Genomic DNA, 6,000 nt, shown 5'->3' with positions numbered 1-6,000 from the left:
TCCTCCACACCTACAACCACCACCGCTGCCACACCGCACTCAACGGCCAACCACCCATCACCCGCGTGAACAACCCTCCGGGTCAATACACCTAGAAGCTGAAGCTCATGAACGCCCCGTATCCGCCCGCGGCTGCCTCGACGAAGAATGCGACAAGTTCCTCGTAGTGACCCTCGAGCCAATCCAACTTGCCGGGTGGGTGTCCCCGTTCCTTCGCCATCCGCTCCGGAGCGTAGTGGACCGCCAACCGCTCCCACGGGGTCGCCCGCAACTGCCGTGCCACATTCACGATCTGCTCCGGAGACCACCCGAACAGGGTGCCGTCCTCCAGGATCTGGGACCCGTCCATCAGGAACTCGAGCTCCATGTCCGCCGCGTCGAGCAGGAACTGGAGGTCGGCCCACGCCTTGTCCGGGCCACCATAGGGACGATCCGACCTCGGGAAGTCAACGCCGGCGTACAGCTCGTAGATGTAGTCACCGGCCCAACTCGGATCCCTCTCCGCCCTGTGCAGCTCCTCCGTCGTCGCACCGATGAAGCCAATGCTCACGCCCATGAACAGCAATTCCCCCGGTTCACTGCTTGATCGGCCCTTTGCTCCCACAGCGACAGCGAGTGTTCCACACGGCTCTGACACACGACTGCGCCCCGCGGCGAACGGCGATGGCGATGGCGATGAGGGCCGTCCCCCGAGGAGTTGGGTGACGCGCTGTGCGGGACAGCGCGGCATCCGGGGGGCGAAGGCCCTGGGGTTCGGAGTCCGGACTCCGGAGTCCCGTGGAATGTCCTCACTGGGCGCGTAGATGGTCGTGCAGTCTCCGCGCGACCTGGGCCATGAGTGCTTCGGCGGCCGGTTGGCTTGCCGCCGGGACCTTGGATTCGGTCAGCGCGGCGATGGCGAAGGTACCGCCGTCATCGTGCTCGACCACGCCTGCTTCGTGCCGGAGGTTCAGCAGGGTGCCGGTCTTCGATGACCACTTCGAGGCGTCCGAGCTGAAGTCGGGCGCCAGACGGTGCCGGATCACGTTGTGGCCCATGAACGAGCGCACCTGTGCGGCAACGCCGGGCGGAAGGCGTTCCGGAATCCACAGGGCTTCCAGGAGGTCGACGAAAGCTCGCGCGGAGCCCGAGTTCGCCCTGCTCACATCGAGCTGTGGGATGGGGTGACCCCGTCCCGCCGTACGTGAACCGATCGCGAGTGAGTGCACGAGGTACACGTCGCCCGGGTCGAACTGCTCGGCCGGGGTCTCGACGAGGTCACGCATGCGGTGTCGAACTGCGATGCCGCTGATTCCGGCATCGCGCAGGGTCTGGTTGACCTCGGTGGGCGGGACGAGGTCGAACAGTGCGTCCGCGGCGGCGTTGTCACTGAGCGCCGTACTGAGGTAGAGCAGGTCCTCGATCGCGATGCGCGCGGGGTGACGGAATCTGCTGAGCCCCACTGGCCCCGGGGACGCGATGCGCCCCGGCTCGACGTCGATCATCGCGGACCCGTCGAGGCGCCCGTCGTGGATGCGGTTCAGCACGGCGACGGCGAGCGGCACCTTCACCAGCGACGCGACCGGGAACTCGATATCGGGGTCGATGCCGATCTCCTCGCCGGTTGACAGGTCGCGAACCAGGAAGGAACCCGACAGGCCCGCTCCGGCGAGAACGCCGCGGAGTTCCTGTGTCACTCGCTCGGCGTTCATGCAGGCTCCTCGGCATCCACGGGCGCTCCCAAAGCGCGGGCCACCTGCTTCCCGAGGCCGACCTGTACCCGCTCCGCGTCGTCCCCGGTCACCGCTGACACGCTGTAGCCGCGAGCAACGGGGGTGCCCGCCAGCCGACGCCACCACAGCCCCAGATCGTCCGCCTGCGCCGCCGAACACAGGAGCAGGTCCTCTGCGCGCAAGGTCGCGGCCACGGCGGCGGTCAGCGAGGTGGCGACCGCGATCTGTGCCGGCACCAGCGCGACACGATGACCGGTCTGCTCCAAGCGGTCCCGGATGTGCGGAACATCGTCTTCCGGCTGGATCCAGATGCGCCGGAACGATCGTTGCGCCCTGCCGGGCCGCAGGACTTCGAGGTGGAGCGGCCCCGTGCCGCTGTCCGTCGGGGAGGCGACGCCGAGCGGTACCGTCCAGTCGGCGCCTGCCGGTGGCACCGCCAGGAGGGCGGCCCGCACTTCGCGGGACCGGAGGAGTTCCGCACGTTCCGCCGGGCCGGCGGAACGGAAGTCCAGGACGGTGTCCTCGTCGCGGGCGGCCGCGTCGAGCATCGCCAAGCGCCGGACCGAGCATGTCTCGGGCACCGCGAGGCCGAGCGGCCGAAGCTTCGCCTGCTCGGCGTGGTACTCCAACGCCTCCGCCAACTGCACGAGCCGCTTCGCAGACGGCAGCATGTCCCGTCCGAACGCGGTGAGCGCCGCCCGCCGCGCCGAGCGGTCGAACAGCCGCTCCCCGAAGTGCTCCTCAAGCGCGGCAACCCGTCGACTCGCCACGGACTGCGGCACTCGGACAGCCTCGGCGCCGAGCGTGAAGCTGCCCCGCTCGCCCACTTGCACGAACACTCGACACGCCGCCACCAGGTCCACGACCAGCACCGTATGCCAAAACAGCATGTGAAGCCACGTTTGCGTCTTTGACCGCATGAACCGCTGCCGGAAAGCTGTCGGACATGATCTCTTCCAAGTGCAGGGCGGCCATACCCGCAGCCACTCTCGTGCTCGCGTCGGGGCTGCTGAGCGGATGCGCCGGGAGCGGCGACACCGGTCCGACCCGGACGGCATCGTCGACCGCCTCGACACCGACCGACTCGGCCACGGCGCGGGACCGTGCCACCAAGGCCCTCGCTCAGATCGAGCGCCGATTCCACTCCCGACTCGGCATGTACATGCTTGACACCGGAACGGGCCGCACGGTGACGTACCGAGCGGGCGAGCGGTTCGCGCACGCCTCGACGTTCAAGGCCCTCGCTGCCGGGATCCTGCTCCAGCGCAGCACGGACGCCGAGCTCAACCGTGTGATCAGCTACCGCGCATCGGACCTCGAAGACTATGCACCGATCACCAAGCGGCACGTGGGCAGGGGAATGACACTGCGCGATCTCATCAAGGCCGCGCTCCAGTACAGCGACAACACGGCCGCCAACCTGCTCCTGGACCGGCTCGGCGGGCCCGCCGGGCTGCAAGAGGCGCTCCGTGGCATGGGCGACAAGACGACTCAGGTCGACCGGACCGAACCGACGCTGAACGAAGCGAAGCCCGGAGACACCCGGGACACCAGCACTCCGCGCGCGCTCGGCACCGATCTGCGCCGGTTCGTCCTCGGAGACGTGCTGCCCGAAGGCCGACGGCGACTGCTCACGAGCTGGCTGCGGGGGAACACGACCGGGGCCCCGTACATCAGGGCAGGAGTCCCCTCCGGATGGAAGGTCGGCGACAAGACGGGCAACGGTGGATACGGCACGCGCAACGACATCGCGATCGTCTGGCCGACCAGCGGTTCGCCGATCGTCGTCGCCGTCCTTTCCGATCGCGGCTCCAAGGACGCGGCCTCCGACGATGCTCTGATCAAGGACGCCACGAAGACGGGCCTCGCCACCCTCCGCTGAGCGCCCGCCACGGTCGAACCCCCTGCCCTGCCTTCTCCCAGGGCGGAGAGTGCGCTGCCCGGGCTCGTACGGCGGAGGCAGACGCCTGTCGTAGACCTTCGGTTTCGGCCGGGTACCCCTGCTCCCCCGCACCCGCGGGGAGGGTTGGACGATCGGCTCCCCGAAGTCGAGGGGTGAGGCCCACCGGGTTGGGGTTGTTGGCGGTGCGTCTGAGAAGTTGAGAGCCATCGGTGCGCCGGTATGCCCGATGAGCGAAGAGAAGGGGTGACAACCGTGAGAGTGCGGGGTCAGGATCGTTGGACGCGCTCGGGGGTCAGGTTGCGTCAGATCTCGGCGGGCGCCGGGCGCTGGAACTGGCTGTTCTTGCCGGGAGGCCCGGGCCTGGGGTCCGAGTCCGTTCTCGAACTGGCCCGGACGGCCGGGGTCCCGGGCACGGTGTGGCTGGTCGACCTGCCGGGAGACGGCTCCAATCGTGCCGTGCCCTTGGTTCCCGACGCACCCTACGACCTGTGGCCGGACGTTCTTGCCGAGGCCGTGGAGGGCTTGGACGACGTGGTCATGGTCGGCCACTCCACCGGCGGCATGTTCCTCCTTTCCGTCCCCGAACTCGAGCAGCACCTTGCCGGCCTGGTTCTGGTCAGCAGTGCCCCGCATGCGGGCTGGCGGCCCACCTTCGCCCGGTGGGCCCAGGAGAACCCGCTTCCAGAAGCCGACGGAGCCTTCGAGGACTACGCCGAGCACCCGGACGACGCGACCCTGCGCGCCCTGACACTCGCTGCCGCGCCATGGAACTTCACCCCGGAGGGTCTGGCCGAGGGGCGCGTCCTGCTGGCGGGACTCCCCTACTGTCACGACGCGGTGGCCTGGGCGGACGCCCACTTCGACGATGTCTACCGGGCCCGGTGGAAGCCACAGGCACTTCCGACTCTGATCATCAGCGGTGCCCGGGACCAGGTGGTCGACCAGGGGCTGTGGCAGGAGGACGCCGCCTTCGGTCGGCCCGACGTTCTGCGTCGCACGATCGACGACGCCGGCCACTTCCCCTGGATCGAGAACCCCCGAGCGGTCCGCACGGCCTTCGCCGATCTGACTGAGGTGCTGAAGCGGGAGGCGCGATAGCGCCCGAGGTCGCCTGGCCCGGACACGGGGTGGGTGCGGCTCCGGCCGCACCCACCCCGTAATGCGTCAGATCACCCAGACACACGCCAGCCCGACGACCGGACCAGAAGGCAGTCCCAAGTTCCGCCGGACGGAGCTCAGTTCAGCGTCTTCAGCGCCGCCGCGTCGTACGGCTTCAGCTCCTCGAACCGGTCGCCCAGGACCTTCGCCGCCCACTCCGGGTCCTGGAGCAGGGCGCGGCCGACGGCGACCATGTCGAACTCGTCGCGCTCCAGGCGGTCGAGGAGGTTGTCGATGCCCTGGACCGGGGCGCCCTCGCCCATGAAGCCGCGGATGAAGTCGCCGTCGAGGCCGACCGAGCCGACGGTGATGGTGGGCCTGCCGGTGAGCTTCTTGGTCCAGCCCGCCAGGTTCAGGTCCGAGCCCTCGAACTCCGGGAGCCAGTAGCGGCGGGTGGAGGCGTGGAAGGCGTCGACACCGGCCGCGGCGAGCGGGGTCAGTATCGCGTCCAGCTCCTCCGGGGTCTCGGCGAGCCTCGCGTCGTACGCCTCCTGCTTCCACTGCGAATAGCGGAAGATCACCGGGAAGCCGGGCGAGACGGCCGCGCGGACCGCGGCCACGATCTCGGCCGCGAACGTCGTACGGGCCACGGGGTCGCCGCCGTAGGCATCGGTGCGGCGGTTCGTCCCCGCCCACAGGAACTGGTCGACGAGGTAGCCGTGGGCGCCGTGCAGTTCGACGCCGTCGAAGCCGATGCGCTCGGCGGCCGCGGCGGCCTCGGCGAAGGCGCCGATGACGTCGTCCAGGTCGCGCTGGGTCATCGCCTTGCCGGCGTTCTCGGTGCCGTCGACGCGGATGCCGGAGGGGCCGACGGCAGGAGCGTCGGCAAAGGGCGGCTCACCCTGCTTGCGCACCATGCCGATGTGCCACAGCTGCGGCACGATCGTGCCGCCCGCCGCGTGCACGGCGTCGGCGACCTTCGCCCAGCCAGCCAGCTGCTCCGCACCGTGGAACCGCGGCACCCGGTCGCTCTGCCCGGCCGAGTCGTGGCCCACGTAGGTCCCCTCGGTGACGATCAGGCCCACCCCCGCGGCGGCACGGCGCGCGTAGTACGACCGCACGTCCTCACCGGGGACGCCCCCCGGGGAGAACATGCGCGTCATCGGCGCCATAGCGATGCGGTTCGGGACGGTCAGGCCGTTCAGCGCGACGGGCCGGGAAAGGATCTCGGCCGCGCGGGACGCGGCGGACGTAGTGACGGTCACGGGGTGCTCCTCGGAGGTACCA

At 69.6% G+C, this 6,000-nt stretch carries 6 protein-coding genes; 2 read left to right on the top strand and 4 right to left on the bottom strand.

Going from position 1 to position 6,000, the window contains the following annotated elements:
* Positions 1 to 91: 91 nt before the first annotated feature.
* From ACGFML_RS29485 to ACGFML_RS29475, 3 genes are all read right to left on the bottom strand, one after another.
* The gene (locus ACGFML_RS29485; protein ID WP_393548642.1) at positions 92 to 556 is read right to left on the bottom strand and encodes a DUF1877 family protein; all 465 of its coding nucleotides are present in this window, start codon (positions 554 to 556) and stop codon (positions 92 to 94) included.
* A gap of 232 nt (positions 557 to 788) precedes the next feature.
* Positions 789 to 1,691 carry a serine hydrolase gene (locus ACGFML_RS29480; RefSeq protein ID WP_393548641.1) on the bottom strand — a complete coding sequence of 301 codons (903 nt, stop codon included), beginning with the start codon at positions 1,689 to 1,691 and terminating at the stop codon, positions 789 to 791.
* Positions 1,688 to 2,602, bottom strand: coding sequence for a LysR family transcriptional regulator (locus ACGFML_RS29475; RefSeq protein ID WP_393548640.1), 915 nt, complete (start codon positions 2,600 to 2,602; stop codon positions 1,688 to 1,690). The genes ACGFML_RS29480 and ACGFML_RS29475 overlap by 4 nt, the downstream gene beginning before the upstream one ends.
* Positions 2,603 to 2,658: 56 nt before the next feature.
* On the opposite strand from ACGFML_RS29475, the gene bla reads away from it, so the two are divergent.
* On the top strand, positions 2,659 to 3,594 hold the full coding sequence (gene bla / locus ACGFML_RS29470) for a class A beta-lactamase (protein ID WP_393548639.1): 936 nt from the start codon (positions 2,659 to 2,661) through the stop codon (positions 3,592 to 3,594).
* Positions 3,595 to 3,912: 318 nt separating this feature from the next.
* Positions 3,913 to 4,713, top strand: coding sequence for an alpha/beta fold hydrolase (locus ACGFML_RS29465; protein ID WP_393548638.1), 801 nt, complete (start codon positions 3,913 to 3,915; stop codon positions 4,711 to 4,713).
* A 137-nt stretch (positions 4,714 to 4,850) separates the two neighbouring features.
* Here ACGFML_RS29465 and ACGFML_RS29460 read toward each other — a convergent pair whose 3' ends face one another.
* Positions 4,851 to 5,978, bottom strand: coding sequence for an NADH:flavin oxidoreductase (locus tag ACGFML_RS29460; protein ID WP_393548637.1), 1,128 nt, complete (start codon positions 5,976 to 5,978; stop codon positions 4,851 to 4,853).
* Between the last annotated feature and the right edge of the window lie 22 nt (positions 5,979 to 6,000).

The sequence above is a fragment of the Streptomyces sp. NPDC048650 genome (assembly GCF_043199095.1).
Classification (GTDB): domain Bacteria; phylum Actinomycetota; class Actinomycetes; order Streptomycetales; family Streptomycetaceae; genus Streptomyces.
Note: the sequence above shows the minus strand (reverse complement) of the source record. Positions and strands in the feature narration are given on the sequence as shown.

Excerpts from the sequence above, each read along its gene's own strand:
- ACGFML_RS29485 (WP_393548642.1), bottom strand. The coding sequence starts at position 556 with ATGGGCGTGAGCATTGGCTTCATCGGTGCGACGACGGAGGAGCTGCAC.
- ACGFML_RS29480 (WP_393548641.1), bottom strand. The coding sequence starts at position 1,691 with ATGAACGCCGAGCGAGTGACACAGGAACTCCGCGGCGTTCTCGCCGGA.
- bla (WP_393548639.1), top strand. The coding sequence starts at position 2,659 with ATGATCTCTTCCAAGTGCAGGGCGGCCATACCCGCAGCCACTCTCGTG.
- ACGFML_RS29475 (WP_393548640.1), bottom strand. The coding sequence starts at position 2,602 with ATGCTGTTTTGGCATACGGTGCTGGTCGTGGACCTGGTGGCGGCGTGT.